The sequence below is a fragment of the Xanthomonas sp. WHRI 7064 genome (assembly GCF_040202355.2).
In the GTDB taxonomy this organism is placed as follows: Bacteria; Pseudomonadota; Gammaproteobacteria; order Xanthomonadales; family Xanthomonadaceae; genus Xanthomonas; species Xanthomonas arboricola.
The window spans coordinates 2,889,819-2,907,541 of record NZ_CP167821.1; the positions used below are offsets into that span (position 1 = coordinate 2,889,819).

Genomic DNA, 17,723 nt, shown 5'->3' on the forward strand with positions numbered 1-17,723 from the left:
CAAGTACCAGCGTTGGCAATAGCCGACAGAGAGAAGGTGTCGTCGACGGTGTCGAACGCGTCTTTTCACAACGACGCATAGCCTTACATGGCCTCGCACCCGTTCTCCCCATGCGCCGGCTCCACCCGAGAGTCATACGACAGCCGGGCAACATCCCCGACCCGTGCCCCAGGCCGCTGACCCAGGTGCGGCAGATTGCCGCAGCCCTGGGAACCCGGCACGCGCGCCTGCGCTGCCAGCAGGCTCGGCCATCACTTCCCGCTGACAGCTGAACCGGTTTGCTTGCCGGGCCTTCGCATGGGGAGGACAATACGGCTTCAGAACATTGACACGATGATGATCGACTCCACCCGCTATCCGCGCCTGTCCCGCATCCAGACCCCCGACGATCTGCGCACTTTCGACGAGGCCGATCTGACCGCGATCGCCGAAGAGCTGCGCGCCTACCTCATCGAATCGGTGGGCAAGAGCGGCGGGCATTTTGCGGCCGGCCTGGGCGTGATCGAACTCACCGTCGCCCTGCACTACCTGTATCAGACCCCGGTCGATCAGCTGGTGTGGGATGTGGGCCATCAGACCTATCCGCACAAGATCCTTACCGGCCGCCGCGACCAGATCCACACGGTCAAGCAGAAGGACGGCGTGGCGCCGTTCCCCAAGCGCGAAGAGAGCGTCTACGACACCTTCGGTGTCGGGCACTCCTCGACTTCGATCTCGGCCGCGCTGGGCATGGCGATCGCCGCGCAGCGCAGTGGCGACGAGCGCAAGGTGGTGGCGGTGATCGGCGACGGCGCGATGACCGCCGGCATGGTCTACGAGGCGCTCAACCATGCCGGCGGCATGGACCCGGAGCCGAACCTGCTGGTGATCCTCAACGACAACCGCATGTCGATTTCCGAAGCGGTCGGCGGGCTGACCAAGATGCTGGGGCGTGCCAGCGGCAGCCGCACCCTCAACGCCATCCGCGAGGGCGGCAAGAAGATCCTCGGTGACAAGAAGAACAATCCCACCGCGCGCTTCGTGCGGCGTTGGGAAGAACACTGGAAGGGCATGTTCGTGCCGTCCACGCTGTTCGAGGAAATGGGCTTCCACTACACCGGCCCGATCGACGGCCACGACCTGCCCGGCCTGGTCGGCGCGCTGAAGACCCTGAAGACGCTCAAGGGCCCGCAGCTGCTGCACGTGATCACCACCAAGGGCAAGGGTTACGAGCTGGCCGAAGGCGACCAGATCGGTTACCACGCCGTGGGCCCGTTCGATCCGAGCAAGGGCCTGGTCGCCAAGGCCGGCGCCAAGAAGCCGACCTATACCGATGTCTTCAGCGACTGGGTCTGCGACATGGCTGCGGCCGAGCCCAAGCTGCTGGTGATCACCCCGGCGATGCGCGAGGGTTCGGGCCTGGTGCGTTTCAGCAAGGAATATCCGCAGCGCTATTTCGACGTGGCGATCGCCGAGCAACACGCGGTGACGCTGGCCGCCGGCATGGCGACCCAGGGCGCCAAACCGGTGGTGGCGATCTACTCCACCTTCCTGCAGCGCGGCTACGACCAGCTGGTGCACGACGTGGCGGTGCAGAAGCTCGACGTGCTGTTCGCGATCGACCGCGGCGGCGTGGTCGGCCCGGACGGCGCCACCCATGCCGGCAACCTGGACCTGAGCTTCCTGCGCTGCGTCCCGCACATGGTGGTGATGGCGCCGGCCGACGAGGCCGAATGCCGTCAGATGCTCACCACCGGCGTGCGTTACGAAGGCCCGGCGGCAGTGCGTTACCCGCGCGGCACCGGCCCGGGCAGCGCACTCGATGCATCGCTCACCAGCCTGCCGATCGGCAAGGCGCAGCTGCGTCACAGCGGCACACGCATCGCCCTGCTGGGTTTCGGCGCCAGCGTGGATGCGGCAGAAGCGGTCGGCCGCGAGCTTGGCCTGACCGTGGTCAACATGCGCTTCGTCAAACCGCTCGATAAAGCCATGCTGCTGGAACTGGCCAAGAGCCACGAAGGCTTCGTCACCATCGAAGACAACGTCGTTGCCGGCGGCGCCGGCTCCGGCGTGGCCGAGTTGCTCAACGCCGAAGCGGTCACCATGCCGATGCTGCACCTGGGCCTGCCGGACAGCTTCCAGCACCACGCCAGCCGCGAAGACCTGCTGGCCGAGGCCGGCATCGACCAGGCCGGCATCCGCGCTGCGGTGCTCAAGCGCTGGCCGCAGCTGATGGCAGGCAAGCCGCCCGCGTTGAATGCCGCTGCAGGCTGAAGCCTGCGCGGGTCACACGCGGCGGCAGTTGCGGCAGGCGGTTGCAGAATCGCCTGCCTGTGCCGGTAATGCCGTATGCCGCGTGCTGACGCTGATGCGTTGACCCGCAACACGACCGATCCCGCGCGATAACGCATCAGACCTGCGGCACCGCCCCAGTGCGTGCAAACGCCTCCACCAGCCGCAGGATGCGCGCCTGCGCATCGATGTCATGCAGCTCTGTCTGCAATCTGCGCACGCCCGCTGGCAGCTCGGTGGCGGCAAGTGCCTCGCGCAACAGCACAGGCAGGCCGTCCAGCTCGCGCAACCACCACGACGCACCTGCGCGCTGCAGGCGCGCGGCATGGTCGAACTGATCGTAATCCAGCGGGTAGACGATCGACGGCAAGCCCGCGGCCAGGCAGGCATACAGGATGCCGGCACCGCCATGGTGGACGACCAGGTCGTAGCGATGCAGCTGCTGCGCGTAATCCACGTACGGCAGGCGCTGGTAGTTGCCGTGCGTCTGCGCTGGCGCCGCGGCGGTATCGCCATCGCTGAAGTGGAAGATCACCTGCGGAAACTGCAGCGCCACCGCACGCAGCACCTGGTCCATCCGCTGCTTGACCCATTGCAGATGGGTGCCCAGCGTCACCAGCACATGCCGACGATCGGGGACAAACAGCGGCGACGCAACCGCTGCGGGCGGCGTGCACAGCTGCGGGCCGACGAAGCGCACCGCCGCCGGCCAGCGCCGTGCCAACTCGAACGACGGCAGCCCCAGGGCCAGGATGCAGTGCGGCGAATACACCGCCTCGCTGCGATCGCTGCGATAGATGGCCGGCAATCCGGATGCGCGCATCTGACGGCGGTAACACAGGTGCAGGCTCCGTTTGAAGCCACGCGTCAGCCGCCGCGCCATCGCCTGCCAGATCCGCTGCGCTGCCGTGGATGGCGGAAGCAGGCCGCCGAAATACGCCGGAGGCCCGTCGCCGGTTTCGATCACGCATGGCGACGGCATGCTGGTCCACCAGGCGATCCCCATCGCCTGCGCTGCCAGCCCCGCGCTGGGCAGGGTGAAATCGGCGATCACCAGATCCGGCCTCCGCTCGCGCCAGCGCTGCCGTACCGCATCGCCCACCCGCGCCATCATGCCAAGCGCGCTGTGCAACTGTCGGCGCAGCCGCAAGGGATTGTGGCCTACCGCATGCGGTGGATTGGCGATATCGAGCAACTGCTGGTCGGCTTGTGCATCCAGCACGCCGACCGCGCTCAGTCCGCATGCATGGATGTGCGCCAGTGCCGCCGGCGTGCTGATGACCTGGACATCGTGATGTGGCGCCAGCTGCCGGGCGATCGCCAGGATCGGATGCAGATGGCCGCTATACGGTGGCGCGATCAGATCAATGCGCATGTTCCCTCCCCTGCACTGCCTGCTCGACCTGCGCGATGAAGGCCTGGCATTCGGCCAGCACTGCCGCATCGCACAGATAATGCAGATGCCCGCAGGCAGGCGTCAGATCGGGCGCACCGGCGAACAGCGCGCGCGAGATCCAGTCGCCGCTGCCCTGGACGACGCGCAACTGCCCGAACGCGCCAGGCGCATCGCATACCGGGCCATAGGTGAACACCGCGAGACGCGTGCGCAGCGCCTGCGGCAGCTGCAACGCTGTCAGCAACTGCAGGCCACAACTGCCGGCCAGCAGTACCGTCGTCGGCGCCTGCTCCAGCAGCGCCACTACGCGCATGCGATCTGCATCGGCAACGCGTGCGGCGCGCGCGGCCAGATACTGGCGCGCGTTGGACACGCTGGCACGCCACAGCGGCATGTGCCGGTAAGTTGGACTAGCGGAGCGATACGGATAATTGCAGTCGATCAGCCGCCGGCCCGGGCCTTGCAGCTGCAGCAGAAAATGCTGTTGTTGCATGCTCAATGCGCAACTCTCCGGATCGCTTTGCCCGGTGAGGAAGGCGATCTGCAGGCTGGCACCGTCAGTCCGCACGAAAACGCCCATCCGGCAACACGCGATAACGCCGGGTGCGCCAGCGGATCGTGCGCACCAGCGCAGCATGCAGCAGATGCAGCGGCTGCAGGCACTCCGCAACGACCGACAGCAGCGGACGGTGGCGAACCGCACCGCTCACCCGCCATTGCACCAGGCACAGCAGCAGCGCACGCAGCAGCACGGTGCCCAGCACCCAGGCCAGCGCCGGCCAGCTCGCCTGCACGCAGGCACAGGCCAGCAAGGCCAGCAGCAGCAACGGCGGCAGCCCCTGCAGCACGCCGATCGCCGAACGCACGCCCACGCTCTGCCGACGCAGCAGGATCAACGCGAACAGCATCCATCGATGCATCTGGCGTGCGTAGCTGGCCAGATCCGGCATCGCGGTGCGCATCGCCACCGGCGCGACGGATTGGCGGAGTCGACCGCCGCGCTCACGCACCAAGGTGGCAATGGCCAGATCGTCGGTGAGCTGTTGCAGTAACGCGGCAAACCCGCCCCAGGCACGCAGTTGCTCGGTACGCGCGGCATAGCACATGCCGTTGATGGTCAGCGGCGCGGCGAACGGCAGCCAGCCCAGGTAGGTCAGTGCCGCATTGTTGTTGACGAACTGCGACAACAGCCGGCCTGGCAGCGTGGCGCTGTCCTGGTAGTACGGCAACGCGGTGACCATATCGGCGTCGGCCAGATCCTGCAGTAGGCGTGTGAGCGCGCTGGCGCTCAGCTGCGCATCGTCGTCGAGGACCAGGCTGATCGGCGCGCGCACATGCGCCAGCGCGTGCTCGAGCTTCCAGGCCTTGGGGTTGATGCCGGCTGGCGCGGCCGGCACCCGCATGCGCTGGATGCGTGCATGCGGATGCAGCGCGACCAAGGCATCGGCAACGCTATTTCCCGGGATATCGTCTGCATCCAGCAACCAGACAAACTGCGCGTCCGGCAGCGCTTGCAGGTTGGCCGCAAGCATCTGCTGCAAATGCGCATCGCCCCCCAGCACCGGCTGCAGGATCGCCACCTCGGCCTGGGTTGCGCTGGCGCCCCCCGCTGGCAGCGCGCGTGCACCACGCAGCACCCACAGCACTGCAGCCGTCTTGACCATCAGCACCGCCAGATAGGCAGCTGCCACTATCGGAACGACTACGCCCACTGCGCCGCCTGCCAACGCACGAATGCCTCGATGCCTTGTTCCAGACTGACGCTGGGCGGCCCGAGATCGGCGAGCGTGCGGCGTGGGTCGAAGGTCTTGGAATAGGCGAACGCACCCACGCCGAAGCGCGTGATCGGCGGCTCGCCGCGCAGGCGCAGCACGCGATACGCCGCCTCCACCACGCTGGCCGTGCGCAGTGCGGTGGCGATGCGCACCTCGCGTCGCGGCAGCGGCAGCTGCAGGCGCGTGAGCAGGTCCAACAGCAACTGCTGCAGATCCACCGGCTGCGCATTGGTGAGGTTGTAGGCCGGCTGCAACTGCGGCGCGGTCGCAGCGCGATAGAGGTAATCGCACAGCGTATCGATGTAGATCAGGTCGCCGATCACCGGCTGCGTCTGGCCGACGAAGCGTGGCAGCGCACCCTTGCGCGCAGCGGCGATCACACGCGGGAACAACACCGTGTCTCCCGGCCCGAACACCGCACGCGGGCGCAGCACCGATTTGTCGCCCGGATACTGCTCCAGCAGCGTTTCGCCAAGGTATTTGGTCTGCGCGTAGGTGTTGACGAACGTCGGCCCGATCGGGCTGTCCTCGCTGAGGTCGTATTGATGCTCCTCGCGATAGAACACCGAACTGGACGACACATACAGCAGACGCGGGCAGCCATGGCGCTTGCAGAAGTCGATGACGTTGGCGGTGGCCTGGACGTTGTGCAACTGGAACTGCGCGCGCGTGCCCCACGGCGAGGCCAATGCCGCAGCGTGGATCACCACATCCGGTTGCCACTGCAACGAGAACGGCCGGCTCAGATCGATACGATGGTAGTTGGGCAGATCGCTGGCGCGGCGCCCGATGCCGTGGATCTCCACACCCGGCTGCCCCTGGAAACGTCGCAGGAAGGAACCACCGACAAAGCCGGATGCACCGGTCACGAGAATACGCAGGCTCATCGCCACTCCGGTTGATAACGGTCAAGGCTGGGTTGGCAATGCGACGGCAGGATGGCCAACTCCGGGTGTGCATGCGACAGCGCGTGCAGCTGCTGCACGGTGCGCCGGAACGCGCGCCAATCGTGCAGCAACAAACGTGTGGGCCAGGCAGGCCACTGCAGCGCAGACCAGGTCGCCGATGACCACACCGCGTCGGCGCACAGCAACACCTCGCGGTCGTGTTGATCGCGCAACCACAGCCCCATCTGCCCGGGCACGTGCCCGGGCAACGGCACGGCCAGCACGCTGCCGTCTGCGAACAGATCGTAGGCCGCGCCCAGACCTTGCCAGGCGCCGGTCAGCGCACGCAACGGTGCTTGCTCGGCAAACTGCAGGCGTCGATCGAAATCCTCGGGGAGCAGCTGCGGCAACAACGCACGCCGCAGGCCGCCGAGGCGCGAACAACTGCGCAATTGTTGATAGTCGGCGCGCAGGCACAGAAAGCGCGCGTTAGGCAGATCGCGCAGACCGCCGACATGGTCGGCATGGAAGTGCGAAATCAGGCACCAGGCGATCTCCTCCAGCTGCACGCCACGGCGTGCCAGCTGTGCGCCCAGCGTTTCGTGCGCGGGCAGGCGCACCGGCGTGGTCCAGCGATACAGGCGCTCGGGCCAGGGATCGGTCGCGCGGAAAAAATGCTCGGCATACCCGGTGTCGTATAACAGCGCGCCGCGCTGCGGATGCCGGATCAGCACGCTCAACGCGGGAAATTCCACGGCATGCCAGTGGCCGTCCGCACGCACCATGCGCTCGCAGTGGCGGCAATGGCCGATGCGCAGCAACTCGAGCGACACGCGCGGCGGCATCAGGGCGCGACCTGGTCGGAACATGCGCACATGCCCTAGTACCGCAACACCATGCCGCCGATCGCCAGCCCGGCACCGGTGCCGAGCAGCGCAACCAGATCGCCACGCTGCACGCGCTGTTCGATCCGGGCGTGGTGCAAGGCATGCGGCAGCGAGGCGGCGACCTGGTTGCCAGTGGCCTGCAGGATGCGAATCACCTGATCGGGGCGCAGCCCCAGCGCCTGCACCACATGATCCAGGCCTCCACCGGAGGCCTGGTGCGGAACCAGGCAGCGCAACGCTGCCGTGGTGGTGCCGGCCTCGCCCAGCAACCGTTCCCAGAACGCAGGCAGATGGCGCGCCGCGAACCGGTAGGCGCCACGCCCATCCATGCTGAAGCTGCGCAAGGCCTCGGGCGACTGTTCTTCGCCGCGCGGATAGCGGGTGCCGCCGCCGCGAATGCGGCACAGTTCCGCGCCGTCGCCGTAACTGGACAGGCGGCTGGACAGCAGTGCCGAGCCATCATCGGCGGCGCTGCGCCCCACGACCACCGCGGCAGCCCCATCGCCAAACAGGCCGGCGGTGGCCGGCGTCGATGCCTCCAGCCCGCCCGATGCCACCTCGCTGGAAACGATCAACACGCACCGGTAGCGCCCGAGCGCCAACGCATTCGCGGCCATGTCCAGCGCCACCAGAAAGCTCAGGCAGGTCGCATTGACGTCGAAGGCCGGAATGCCCGAATCGCCCAGCCCGAGTGCGCGCTGGATCAGCACCGCCTGGCAGGGAATCGGCTGCTCCATGACGCTGCAGGCCGAGATCAGGCAATCGATCTGACCGGGGTCGATGCCCGCGCTTGCCAGCGCCTGGGCCGCCGCCGCCGCACCCATCGACGAAGCCGTCTCGCCCTCGCCCACGTAATGGCGCGTGGCCACTCCCGAGCGCGCGAAGGTGGTGCCTGCCGGCAGCTGCCAGCGTTGATCCAGCTGTTGCGAGGTCACCTCCGTGGCGGGGACATGGCGCCCGGTGCCCAGAATGCGCAGCGGCAATGCGTTCAACACGGAGGTCTCGTTGGACAAGGCGCGCAGCATACCGTGGCTGGCGTGGGCCGAGCCGATCGATCGCCGGAGCGCGCATCGCGCATGGACTGCCTGCGAGGACGGCGATCGGTCAGTCGATCGCCACCTCGTTCCAGACCACAACCGCCGGGCAGTCGTGCCGACGTGTCAAGGCGCTTCCACCGCGTATCCCAGCGCCTGCAACCGCGCCAGATAACCATCGGCTGCGGTCAGCCGGCTGATCGGCAGCACCGCGAAGGTGCTGCGATTGCGTTGCAGCGCGGTGGTGGCGATGCTCAGCCAGTGCTCGCGCATGCGCCGCTCCAGATCGTCGATGCCACGCTTCCTGGCGGCGCCGGAACTGGCCATGGCGCTCATGCAGGCGGCCTGCGGATCTTCGCGTGGCAACTGGCGCAGTGCCTCGATATCGCCCACCGACCAGGCGTTGGCGCGCTCGACCATCGTGGGAAGGTCGCGCTCGACGGTGACCAGGATGCTGCGAAAGCACGCGGTGTCGTCCATGCCACCGGCGCGGAACTCCTTGATGGCCTGGCGCGGGTCGGCGATCTTGTAATCCAGCGCGGTGGGGGTCGGCTTGATCCCGGCGCGCTTGGCGGCACGCTCCACCACCGACCAGATCACCGGCGAGCGCGCCAGGCCGGAGCGTTTGATCGCCGCCTGATACAACTCGCCGGCGGCAAGCATCGGGCGCTTGCGCTCCACCCCACGGTCGCTGCCGAGATAGCGTGCCTTGGCAACCGACCAGCGCGCATACAGATCGGCCGGCAGCAGCTCGCGCAGTTCGCGGCCGTCCTCGTTCTTCATCGCCTTCATTGCCGAGGGCAGCAGGGTCAGTTTGCCGAAGAACCCCATGTCCGCATCGATCTGGACGGTCGGAGCCATCAGCACCTGCTGCGACTGGCCGATGATCGTTTCCACCTCGGCCGACTGCCACTGCAGCCGCTTCGGCAGCGGCGACACGGTGCCCAGGATCCACAGCACATGATCGCCCTTGCTGACCTTCCACAGGCCCGGGCCGGGCTGCACGCCGCGCACCACCATCGCTTCCAGATCGACCACGGCCGGCGGCGATGGCGCGGCTGGCTGCGGCGTCGTGCCATCGCTGGCCGACGCCAGCAACGCCACCAGCATCATTCCCACGCCCCACCCCGCCCGCTGGCCTCGCATCACGTCTCGCCCCCTGTGTGAGAACGCGGACACTACGCCAAGCCGGCCATGGCCGCGTTAGGGAAATGTTCGCCGCAGCCGCCGATGGCTCAGCGTGGATCCAGGCTGGCCAGGTGCGCGGCCAGCGGCGAGGCGCCGTCGAGCAGCGCGAATCCTTCCCAGACGAATCCCGGCGAGACCGTGCAGCCCACCAGGGTGAAATCGCCAAGCGACCGCGCCGCCTGCCAGCACCCTGCCGGCACCACGTGCATCGGCTCACCGCGCTCGGCAGCATCCAGGATCAGGCGTTGCAGCTGCCCGCTGGTCTCGTCGTAGATCGACAGTTCCAACGCATCGCCCTGCTGCCAATGCCAGCTTTCTTCCGCATCGACGCGATGCCAGGCGCTGGATTCGCCGGCAGCGAGCAGGAAGCGGATGGCGGTCAGCGCCGGGCGCGGCTGACCGCCCTCTGTCACCTGGCGCGCCGACGCATACACGCGACGGAAATGCCCGCCCTCGGGATGCGGGGCGAGTTCGAGCGAACGGATCAGGTTGGCGGCGGTCGGATGCATGCCTACATGCTAAGCCAGCCGACCCCGCGCGTGCATCACGGCAGGTGCTTGCCCGCACGCAGGCAGGTACGGAAGAACACCAGCAGATCCCAGCTATAGCGCTTGAGCAAGCGACGCGGCTCGTTGAGCAGCCGGTACATCCATTCCATATGCAGGCGCCGTACCCAATCCGGCGCGCGCTTGGCGGTGCCGGACAGGAAATCCAGCAACGCGCCGACACCGAACACCAGGGGCACGTTCAGGGCATGGCTGTGATCCAGGATCCAGCGCTCCTGCAGCGGGTTGCCGAAGGCCACCAGCAGCACATCGGCGCCCGAGCGATTGATGCGCTCGGCCAGGCCCTCGCCGGCGGCGGCAAATTCGCCATAGCCGTCGCACATGCCCACCACCTGCTGGCCCAGGGTTCCAGTCAAGGTCGCGGCAGCGGTCTTGCCCACGCCCGGACGACCACCGAGCAGGAAGAACTTGAGCGGCTGCGCGGCCTCGCGACACAGATACGGAATCAGGTCGGTGCCATTGAGGTTGCCGGCAAAGCGGCGGCCATGGATCAGGCGCGCTGCCAGATCCATGCCGATGCCGTCATTGACGATGCGCACGCTGGGCTCGCGCATCCGTAGCCGCAGTGCCTGGCATTGCACAATGAAATTGGTGTTGGCAAAAAATACCCGGCGTGGTTGCCGGGCGGCCAATGCGTGAAACAATTCCAGTGCAAATGCTTCCTGCGTGGTGGAGAGCACCGGAAATCCGCCAAGCGGAATCACCACGCCCTGCGGCATCGCCGCGTTGGCGGTTGCTGTCGTCTCCGTATCCACGTGCCGGCCCTGCATCATCGAATCACCAAAGGTCGTAAGGAAACGCGGCCAGCAGCCCGGCCTGCAGTTTTTCCAGATCGAAATCGCCGTTACCGCCAAGCTTCAGGCACTCTTCAACGCTGTTGCCCGAGTGCCACTGCATGCGTCCGGTGCCGTTGTAGTAGTCGTCGTACTTGAAGCGATCCTCGCCGTTGCCCCAATCCAGGTACACCGCCGGAATCCCGTACGCTTCGGCAAGAATCAGCCCGTGCAGCGAACTGCTGATCACCAGCTCGGCGCCCAGCAACGCACTCATGAAGGTTGCAGGCTTGACGTTGGGAAACACCAGATGATCTGCGTACGCGCTGTACTTCTCGACCGGCTCGTTGAAATGCGGAACGATGGCGAAGGGACGCTTGTTCGCCGTTCCCAGTGCATCGGCCGGGAAAAACATCGGTGTCAGCAGACCGGGGTCGCCATAGACTTCCGGCACCGCGATCCCGCGATCGAGCAGGAATTGACGCGTCTTCGGACCACGCACTGCACGCACATCGAGCGTGCTGAAGGTATTGCGCTCGGCGGGAATCTTGCCATTGATGCCGCTGCCCCAGACGGTGTCGCCGTCCTTGGCAAAATGCAGCACCGACCCGATGGCGATCAGTTTCTTGCTGAGATCACGCTTCTCGATCAGCGTCTTGTCCTGCAAGGAGAGCACACAGGACACAATCACCTTGGACAGATGATCGCCCATGTTGACGCCAGCGTTCTTCGGCTGCCACCAGAACAAGGCACGGCGTTCCGCATGTTCGATCCATTTCTGCAGCAAAGCATTGGCCATAACGAGCAGTCTCCTTCTAAAGTTGGGTGCGCCGCATCAATGCGAGAGCGCGGCCTCCGAAGAAGCACGCACAGCTGCGCCATCTTGCTGCGGGTACAAACGGGTTTCCGGATACGCACCGGGATTCAGTACGCGATCGGTGGTGTCGGACCAATTCAGGCATTGGCGGTAACGCACGCGCGGTGCTTCCAGCGCGCGACTGATGGCCGCAATGACCGACTCACCGTTGCCGGGAGTGTAGCCGAAACGCGATTGATACGGCCCCACGACGGCATTCGGACACACCGCAGGCAGGCCGAAGAAATCGTATTGCAGCAACTTCATCGAACTATCGGCCAGATACACCGGCACCTGCTCGGATGCATAAGGTGCGATCCCGAAACGGGCGTGCTTGATGTAGCCGATGGTCTCGGCGTGCTTCATCTCGCCATAGACGATCACGTTGTCGCCATAGCCGGGATGCCGCCCCATGCCCGAGCCGATCACATGGAACGTGACCTGCGGGAACGCCTTGCTGGCAACCACGAAGAAGTCCGGATCGAACAACATCGAGCCCACCGCAACCGCATGGATGCCCTCGCCATACGGCGATGGGTCACCCAGCTGATCCAGGTTGTGATCCACACCGTGGCCGACGTGATAGACGTTGTCGCGGCTTGCCACTTCTTCCGCCATTGCCGGCGACACCAATGCGATCACATCCAGCGTCGGTGCGACCCGATCGAACTCGCGCTCGATATAGGACGCGACATTGATCGTGCTCAGGCCATCGGAAGCACGATAGACCAGTTTCGCTGCCGGATTGACGCGCTTGGCCAGCTCGATGAAGGCCACCGCGATACCGCTTTCGAACACGATCACGTCCGCCTCGCGCATCCAGTCCAGCAACTGGCGTGGCGGATGTGCGGCATACCAGCGGAACATCGCATCTTCGACAGAACGCAGCCAGGCGCGGCGCGTGTTGAACGGATGCACCGTCGTGCGCCACAGGTAACACTCCACGCCCTTGTGCGACACCACGGTGTTTGCGGTGTCGTCCAGCGGCAGCCGCATGTCGCCCTTCATGCGCGATAGCCGGCTATAGCGCAGCGAGAAAAACCGCGTGGTGCCGCGCAGCGCGAGTTGATCGGTGATGAAGTGAATGTTGGCGCGCCGTGGCGTGCGGTAGTCGTGGGCGGACAAGACCAGATAGCAAGGCCGGCGAATGCCGGAAGCGGCGGCGGGTGTATCGCTCATGGGCCGTGTCCTATGAATGAGTGGGAGTAAGCATGCAAGAACGCAGGCGAAGACGATGTCGATCTCATTGGCGTGCCTTGGCCTGCTTCAGCAACTTGCGGATGTTGAGGATGGCAACGACATCGCGACGGAACGCCGGCCAGATCGCCAACGCCAGCAAGCAGACCGCCGCCATCGCGGCCGCACCGACAGCCAGCTGCTGCCACAGCGGGCCACCGACGGTGATGGATGCGTAATACGCGCACACCCCCGCCACGCCATACGCGGTCATCGCACGCACCGCATTGGTGAACAGTGCAACCACCGGTGCGTCGGAGATCTTGCCGACCCAGACCAGCGACAACGGCCAGGTCACCAGCAGGCCGAACGAGTAGCCGATCGCCACGCCCATCGCGCCCCAGCGCGAGCCGACAAAGATGCAGCCGATCAGCACGATGCGGCTGACCAGCGAGAACAGCAACTGCGCGCGCATCAGGCCCCTGGCAAGGAACACCCAGTAAGTTGCATAGGACGCAGTCTGGAAAATACCGCCCAGCGTCAGCACCTGGAACAGGGGCACCGCCTCGCGCCACTGCTCGCCGAGCACCAGCACGATCAGCGGCATGGCCAGCGCGCAGGCGAAGGCAAACAGCGCAACGATCAGATGCACCATCACCGTCTGCCCGCGCAGCAGGAAGGCGCTGAAACGTTCGCGGTCGTCCTGCAGCTGCGACAACACCGGCAACGCCACGCTGGTGGCGGGCGCGTTGATCTGATTCAACGGCATCATCAACAGCTGAAACGCACGGTTGTACAGGCCCAGTGCGTCCGGACCGGTGCGCCAACCGATGATGACCTGGCCGACGTTACGGCTGGCATAGCCCAGCAACTGCGCAGCCATCAGGTTCCAGCCGAAGCTCATGAAGTCGCGCATCGGCGCCGAGCGTTGGTACCCACCCGGCAACCAGCGTGCACAGCTCGCCGCGATGATGAAATTGACTACCGCCTGCACCACCTGCTGCACCACCAGCGCCCAATAGCCCCAGCCCAGCAAGGCGGCAGCGACGGCCGCGCCCAGGCCCAGCACCTGCGATCCCACATCGCTGAGCGCAACCTGGCCAAACCGCAGCCCGCGGCTCAGATGCGCACGGTACTGCGTGGTCATGCCGTTGATCAGGAAGGTCACCGCCAGCGCCTGGGAGATTGTCACCAGCGCCGGTTCTTTATAGAAATTTGCGATCACATGGGCAGAGGCGTACACCACCACCGACAACGACAAGCCGATGCCGCTGTTGATCCAGAACAGGTTGTCGCGTTGCTCGCGGCTGACATGTTTGGCCTGCACGGCAGCGGCAGACAGACCGAAATCGCGCAGGATCTCGGCCGCACCGACAATCGCGGTGACCATCGCCATCAAGCCGTAGTCGTAAGGCGTCAGCAGGCGCGCCAGCAGGATGATGCCGCCGAACTGCACGACCATCTTGGCCGACTGGCCGATCATGGTCACCGCTGCGCCACCGGCGGCGCGCGAACCGAGGCTGCGCTGTGGCGGCGGCGTGGGGGAATTCATCGTTGGGATCTCTGCGGTCACAGCGCGGCGTCTCCATCCTTGCCGAGCGCTTCCAGGTAGGTGCGGTAATGCAGCTGTCCGATCCGTGGCCAGTCACGTTGCGAGAGATCCGGCGCCGGGCCGCGCGGCGCGGCACGCACCTGGTCCAGCATGCCGGTCAGCAGCGCCGCATCGAATTCGCCTTCATAGAGAAACACCCAGCCCGGCCCCACTTCTTCGGCAATTGCCGCATTGGATTCGCTCCACGGTGCCAGCACCGGGCGCGCCAGCGACAACGCCAGCAGCAAGGTGCCGGAGTTGTGCATCTGCCGGTACGGCAGCACCACCAGTTCGGCCTCGCTGACTTCACGTGCAAGCACCGGTTCCTCAACATAGGCCAGCAAGGCGCTCACACGCGGATCCTGCGCGCAGGCCTCCTCCACCAGGCTGCGCATCTGCGGCGTGGCCGGGTTGCCGACGATACGCAGCTTCAGGCGCGGATCGTCGACCTGACGCATCACCTCCAGCAGCGTTTCCACGCCCTTGTATGGGCGGATCAGGCCGAAATGCAGCAGCCGCCCCGGAACCGGCGTGCCTTGCGGCATCTTTGCAAACCACTCGCGATAATGGCCGTGCAGGATGGTGTCGGTGAATGGCGGTCGCGGCGGCGTGGTCGCGTTGATGCGGATCCAGCGACGCGTCAGCCGGTCGATCCAGCGCAACAGGCCGCGCTCGCGCCAGCCGCGATCCTCGTGCGGTGCCAGGTTGTGCAAGGTGCGCACCACCGGCGTGCCGGTCAGCTGCAGCTTGAGCAGCAACAGCGCCGCACACATCTGCTTGGCCAAAGTGCCGACCGCACTGGGATGGCGCAACAGATATTCCGGCCAATGCAGATGCAGCACGTCGTAGCGCGACAACAACGCATCGCGCATCGAAAAGAAGCGCGGCTGCACTGCAGCGGGCAGCGATGCGTAGAGCTGGGTCAGATACGGATTGGTGCTGGCATTTGGCTTTTCGGTGGAGAACAGCACGGTGACCTGCGGCTGCGCGGACGCACGCGCACTCGCTGCCGATGCAGGCGCGCTCATCGCACTGCCTCCCGGGTACGGCGGGTGCCCAACGCGGTGTGGTATTCGTCGACGTAACGCCCGACCACATGCTTCCAGTCGTAGCGGCTCACGTACGCCATCGACGCTGCACGACGCGTATCAAAATCCACATCCGCCTGCAGCGCCAGCGCCTGCACCTGGTCTGCGGCCGCGTCGATCCGGTCGCGGTTGACGATCACGCCCTGCCCCGATTCGCTGGCAAGCCGCACGAACGGCGGGATGTCGCTGAGGATCGGAATCAGGCCGGCACTCATCGCCTCGACCGCAGCGATGCCGAAGCCTTCATGGCGCGACAGGCAGACGAAGAACTGCGCCTGCCGCATCAGGCTGCGCAACTGCTCCTGCGACGGCGACATGCTGAGCTGCACCTTGTCCTGCAGGCCCCGCTCGGCGATCGCCTTACGCAGGTCGGCCTCGTTCAAATCGTATTCGCGCCCGGCGATGATCAAGCGCCACTGCGGGTCGCGCTGCAGTACCGCCTGCAGCAGCTCCAGGGTTTCGATCAGGCCCTTGTTCACCGACCAGCGGCCGAAATACATCATGGTCCGTCCCGGCGTGGCTGCGCCCTGCCCTGCGTATTTTTCCACGTCCACGCCGTTTTCGATCACCCGCAAACGCGCCGGCGACACCACCTTGGCGAACAGCTCGCCGTCGTTCTCGCTGGTTGCGATCACCCGCGCATACGCCAATGCCGAAGTGCGGGTGAGCGTTTGAAACCATAGCTGCTTCATCCGCGAGGCATACGCAGTGTGGAAGAAGCCGCCGTGCGTGGACACCACCATCGGCTTGCCATGCAGCGGTTTGGTCAGCGCCAGATAGTCGTAGAAAAAATCGATGCCATGCAGATGCACCAGATCGGCCGAGCGGATCGCGCTCAGCACGGACGGCGCCAACGGATAACGCGATGAGCCGCGATAACCGATGCGTCGGATCGGCAAGCCCTGATACGTCTCCTGCTGCGCAAGCTGCGCACCCGGATCGGTAAACACCCGATCCAGGGTCACGACCTCCACCGTATCGGCACTGGTGGCCTGGTGTTGCCGGGCCACATTGAGAACGACTTCCTCCATGCCTCCGATCGAAGGATGGAATTGGCGGACGACATGCACCACTTTCATTACGCCAATCTCCTGTGCCAGCGACGCAGACACATCTGCATGCTCGGCTGATCATTCTGGAAGCTCGTCATTTACGTTTCAATCCCAACATCCACGGCGCAACGCGCACCAGCACCGCGCGCATCGGCACACTGACAGCGACAGCGAACGCGCTCAGGCCCATCGCCCAGGCCGGTGTGCCGATCAGGCTGCGAGCGATCACACCCGTTCGTGCCACCACACTGGTGAGCACCAGGAACACCAATGTGTGCGTGCACAGGATCAGCAAGGTATTGCCACCGATCCACTGCAGCCAACGCCACTGTCGAACGAAATACGCCACGCACAAGGTCATTGCGGTGCCCAGCAGGCTGACCAGCAGGAACACCGCAGCGGAATGCCCGAACTGCAGATTGTTCACATCCACTTGCCCGTTCCATCCGGCCAGCCACCACCATGCTGCCGCCAGCACCGGCAGTGCCAACGCCCACACCGAGGCGCCAAGCGCGCGCAGTGCATCGGCATAGCGCGACAGCCACCCGCCCACGGCGATGAAGAACAGCGCGACAGGCAATACATCCAGCGCCAACGGAAGCCGCAGGTGCAACGACGGAAACCAGCCTGCCCATGCCAAGGCGAGCAACAGACTGACTGCTGCCAGAGCCGCCGTCGTCAGGCGCGTACGCAAGGCGATATAGGCCAGCGTGGTGACGAACAAGGCCGGCAGGAACCACAACGCCGGAAGCACGTACAGACGCGTGCCGTTGGCCCAGAACAGGCCGACAAACGGATTCCACCACGGCAGCACATGCGATGGATGCGCCGCGCGGCTGGTCACTCCCATCAGCAACCAGCAGGCGTAAGCCACCAGGAAAAACGCGACATAGGGAACCAGCAACGTGCGCGCCAACTTCGCGATCGTCGCCACCGTCATTGCGCGGCGGCCGAAGCGCTCGCCCACCCAGCCGGACAGCACGAAAAATAGCGGCACATGAAAACTGTAGGCAAACAACTTGTAGGCGGCCGGCATGCCGTTGGCATGCCCCAGCACCACCAGGACAATGGCCAGCGCCTTTGCTGCATCGATCTGCCAATCGCGGGTCAATGCAGGCGCTGGCGCGGCCTTGGCACCCAGGCCGTCGTGCCTGGACGCGTTAGAATACGGTGCAGTGGTCAT

16 protein-coding genes are annotated in these 17,723 nt (G+C 65.6%); 1 reads left to right on the forward strand and 15 read right to left on the reverse strand.

The window, feature by feature from the left end; all coding sequences use genetic code 11:
• Nucleotides 1-336 precede the first annotated feature (336 nt).
• Nucleotides 337-2,253, forward strand: a complete 1,917-nt coding sequence (gene dxs / locus ABQY74_RS12410; RefSeq protein WP_054592600.1) for a 1-deoxy-D-xylulose-5-phosphate synthase — start codon at nucleotides 337-339, stop codon at nucleotides 2,251-2,253.
• 136 nt (nucleotides 2,254-2,389) lie between these two features.
• On the opposite strand, the gene ABQY74_RS12415 is transcribed toward dxs, so the two are convergent.
• From ABQY74_RS12415 to ABQY74_RS12485, 15 genes are all read right to left on the reverse strand, one after another.
• Nucleotides 2,390-3,646 (reverse strand): glycosyltransferase, encoded by a 1,257-nt coding sequence (locus tag ABQY74_RS12415; protein ID WP_349791644.1) that lies wholly within the window; start codon nucleotides 3,644-3,646, stop codon nucleotides 2,390-2,392.
• The gene (locus tag ABQY74_RS12420) at nucleotides 3,636-4,247 is read right to left on the reverse strand and encodes a hypothetical protein (RefSeq protein WP_349791646.1); all 612 of its coding nucleotides are present in this window, start codon (nucleotides 4,245-4,247) and stop codon (nucleotides 3,636-3,638) included. Before ABQY74_RS12420 ends, ABQY74_RS12415 begins: the two co-directional genes overlap by 11 nt.
• On the reverse strand, nucleotides 4,225-5,379 hold the full coding sequence (locus ABQY74_RS12425) for a glycosyltransferase (protein ID WP_349791648.1): 1,155 nt from the start codon (nucleotides 5,377-5,379) through the stop codon (nucleotides 4,225-4,227). The genes ABQY74_RS12420 and ABQY74_RS12425 overlap by 23 nt, the downstream gene beginning before the upstream one ends.
• Nucleotides 5,370-6,329, reverse strand: coding sequence for an NAD(P)-dependent oxidoreductase (locus tag ABQY74_RS12430; RefSeq protein WP_349791650.1), 960 nt, complete (start codon nucleotides 6,327-6,329; stop codon nucleotides 5,370-5,372). Before ABQY74_RS12430 ends, ABQY74_RS12425 begins: the two co-directional genes overlap by 10 nt.
• On the reverse strand, nucleotides 6,326-7,174 hold the full coding sequence (locus ABQY74_RS12435; protein ID WP_349792244.1) for an MBL fold metallo-hydrolase: 849 nt from the start codon (nucleotides 7,172-7,174) through the stop codon (nucleotides 6,326-6,328). The genes ABQY74_RS12430 and ABQY74_RS12435 overlap by 4 nt, the downstream gene beginning before the upstream one ends.
• Nucleotides 7,175-7,209: 35 nt before the next feature.
• The gene (locus ABQY74_RS12440; RefSeq protein WP_047125131.1) at nucleotides 7,210-8,241 is read right to left on the reverse strand and encodes a 3-oxoacyl-[acyl-carrier-protein] synthase III C-terminal domain-containing protein; all 1,032 of its coding nucleotides are present in this window, start codon (nucleotides 8,239-8,241) and stop codon (nucleotides 7,210-7,212) included.
• Between the two features lie 135 nt (nucleotides 8,242-8,376).
• On the reverse strand, nucleotides 8,377-9,396 hold the full coding sequence (locus ABQY74_RS12445) for a TraB/GumN family protein (RefSeq protein ID WP_047125130.1): 1,020 nt from the start codon (nucleotides 9,394-9,396) through the stop codon (nucleotides 8,377-8,379).
• Nucleotides 9,397-9,485: 89 nt separating this feature from the next.
• Nucleotides 9,486-9,947, reverse strand: a complete 462-nt coding sequence (locus ABQY74_RS12450; protein WP_349791653.1) for a cupin domain-containing protein — start codon at nucleotides 9,945-9,947, stop codon at nucleotides 9,486-9,488.
• Between the two features lie 35 nt (nucleotides 9,948-9,982).
• On the reverse strand, nucleotides 9,983-10,777 hold the full coding sequence (locus tag ABQY74_RS12455; protein WP_016903299.1) for a WecB/TagA/CpsF family glycosyltransferase: 795 nt from the start codon (nucleotides 10,775-10,777) through the stop codon (nucleotides 9,983-9,985).
• A gap of 4 nt (nucleotides 10,778-10,781) precedes the next feature.
• The gene (locus ABQY74_RS12460) at nucleotides 10,782-11,576 is read right to left on the reverse strand and encodes a polysaccharide pyruvyl transferase family protein (protein ID WP_039522111.1); all 795 of its coding nucleotides are present in this window, start codon (nucleotides 11,574-11,576) and stop codon (nucleotides 10,782-10,784) included.
• A gap of 36 nt (nucleotides 11,577-11,612) precedes the next feature.
• Nucleotides 11,613-12,812 (reverse strand): glycosyltransferase, encoded by a 1,200-nt coding sequence (locus tag ABQY74_RS12465; protein WP_039522113.1) that lies wholly within the window; start codon nucleotides 12,810-12,812, stop codon nucleotides 11,613-11,615.
• A 64-nt stretch (nucleotides 12,813-12,876) separates the two neighbouring features.
• On the reverse strand, nucleotides 12,877-14,361 hold the full coding sequence (locus ABQY74_RS12470; protein WP_047128908.1) for a lipopolysaccharide biosynthesis protein: 1,485 nt from the start codon (nucleotides 14,359-14,361) through the stop codon (nucleotides 12,877-12,879).
• 17 nt (nucleotides 14,362-14,378) lie between these two features.
• The gene (locus tag ABQY74_RS12475; protein WP_053054116.1) at nucleotides 14,379-15,428 is read right to left on the reverse strand and encodes a glycosyltransferase; all 1,050 of its coding nucleotides are present in this window, start codon (nucleotides 15,426-15,428) and stop codon (nucleotides 14,379-14,381) included.
• Complete coding sequence (locus tag ABQY74_RS12480) at nucleotides 15,425-16,567, reverse strand: glycosyltransferase family 4 protein (protein WP_053054117.1); 1,143 nt, start codon at nucleotides 16,565-16,567, stop codon at nucleotides 15,425-15,427. The genes ABQY74_RS12475 and ABQY74_RS12480 overlap by 4 nt, the downstream gene beginning before the upstream one ends.
• A gap of 67 nt (nucleotides 16,568-16,634) precedes the next feature.
• Nucleotides 16,635-17,723 carry an acyltransferase family protein gene (locus tag ABQY74_RS12485; RefSeq protein ID WP_104594348.1) on the reverse strand — a complete coding sequence of 363 codons (1,089 nt, stop codon included), beginning with the start codon at nucleotides 17,721-17,723 and terminating at the stop codon, nucleotides 16,635-16,637.